1 protein-coding gene is annotated in these 2067 nt (G+C 72.4%); it reads right to left on the bottom strand.

Translation table 11 applies throughout. The annotated features are described in order from the left end of the window. Window positions 1–1825, bottom strand: a 1825-nt coding sequence (locus tag P1P75_RS41250; RefSeq protein ID WP_319265115.1) for an NAD-binding protein, incomplete at its 3' end; no start/stop codon positions are given. Window positions 1826–2067 lie beyond the last annotated feature (242 nt).

Raw genomic sequence — 2067 nt, 5'->3', positions numbered from 1 at the left:
ACTCGCGCCCACTCCCCTCCAACGCCAGCACCCGCCAGTACCCGGCCCGAAACGCCTCACCCACCGTCTTCCCCACCAACTGCGCATGTCCCGCGACCTCCAGCGCGGCGAACAGCAACACCCGCCGCTCCACTGGAATCGCCCCCAGAATCTGCCGCCCCATCATCGCCCCGGCGAACGAGGGCGCCGCCAGATGCGTCACACTCCGACTCCGCGTCAGCGCCTGCGGATGCGCGGCCCGCAACGTGCGATAGACGGCCGTGGCGAAGTCGTCGTCGTACAGCCGCAGCACGACCCGCAGATCGTGCCGCAACGACCGCCCGTACAAAGCGGCTTCGAGATTCGTCGTGTCGGAACTGGTCACCGCCAGCAACGCATGCGCCCGGTGAATCTTCGCCGCCTCCAGCACCCCTTCCTGCGTGACATCCCCCAGTACCACCGGCACGCGTAACCGCCGCGCCACCGCGACCCCCCGCGCCTCCGGCGCGACCTCCACGCACACCACGGGAATGTCCAGCTCCCGCAGCCGCGTCAGCACCCGCGTGCCGATCTTCCCCAGCCCCAGCAGCACCACATGCCCGCCGAGCCCCCGCGGTGGGCGCCGCAACGCACCGGCGGTCCGGAAGGTCCCCAGCCCTTCCAGCACGGCCGCCAGCAGCACCGGAAGAAGCAGCAACCCCATGAATCCGGAGAGGAGCTGAAGAACCTGTTGCTCGGTCGTCTTCCCCACCGCCGGATCGTTGATCGAGAACAGGTCGAGCAGCGTCAGGTACAGCGCCCCCAGCGGATGAACTCCGGTCACCACCCACAACGCCACCGCCAGCGCGATGACACACCCCACGAGCCCCGCCAACGACCACCGCAACCGCCGCGAGAACAGGGAGGCGAACGGCGCCACGACCCCGACCCCCCGCCCGGAGGGCAACGCGGGCCCGGCCGAGTACGACACCTGTTCCAGCACGACACGGCCCCGCCCGCTCGCTTCGGCGACGGCCGCCGCGTCCGGCAGCAGCAGCGGCCCCTGCTCCCCGCTGGCCTCGGAACCGTCCGCGAAGGAGGGGTCGTTGCCGGTCACGGACAGCAGCGCGAGCGTGGCGGGCCCGGCATCGGCGCCGCGCCCAGGATCGGCGCCGCGCCCGGCCCCGGGCGCGGGCCGTTCGACGGCGCGCAGCATCAGCCCGTCCGTCTGGACGACCTTGGTGGTCCCGGCGACGGCGGTCGCGGCCAGCGCGGGCGCGGCGGTGTCGGCGTCGGACAGTACGGTGGTGGAGGCGTCCCCCACCGCGTACTCACCGCCTCCGCCGATGATCGCCAACGCGGCCGCCTGGTCGAGGAGTTCCTCGATGTGCTGCCCCAACCGCCGGTTGTAGAGCCGCAGGACGAGCCGCAGCCGGGGGTTGAGGCGACGGGCGGTGAGGGCGGCGCGGATGTTCGTCTCGTCGTCGTCGTACACGAGGGCGAGCGCGGCGGCCCGCTCCACGCCGGCCTCGGCGAGCACGGCCTCGGTCGGCTCGACGGCCTCCAACACCCGCCCCGCACCCAAGGACCCACCGCTCCCAGCACCACCCACCGCACCAGGACCAGCACTCGTCCCCGATACCGCACCGCCCCCCACCCCGCCACCGTTCCCGGCGGCGGCCCGATTGACGGCCGCGCTCACCACCCGGTCGAGCAGCGCGGCGGACACCGCACGGGCCCGCCCGACGACAGGCGGCCGTACCGTCCGTTCGGAGGGCGGTACGACGAGCGTGACCTGTTCCTCGTAGACACCGCGCAACTCCGCGGCCAGCCGGTGCGCGAGCCCGTCGTCGCCGCACACCACCATGTGTGCGCCGGCTTCACCCGGCGCGGGACTCTGATTCGGTAGACCAGCCACGAGGGGAAAGACTGCCTCACCGGGAGGGGTGGTTCCACGGATGGTTCCACGGAAGACCTGAACAAGCCGGGCCGCAGACGCGTATGAGAGGGGAGGGAGACCCATGGAACCCGGAGGTGCCCCACCCGTGGCCATATCCGAAAAGGCCCTGAGCAGGCCGGCCACTCCGGGCGAGGGGGACCGTCCGCCCC

The sequence above is a fragment of the Streptomyces sp. ID05-39B genome, from assembly GCF_033794725.1.
GTDB classification, from domain to species: Bacteria; Actinomycetota; Actinomycetes; order Streptomycetales; family Streptomycetaceae; genus Streptomyces; species Streptomyces bobili.
Note: the sequence above shows the minus strand (reverse complement) of the source record. Positions and strands in the feature narration are given on the sequence as shown.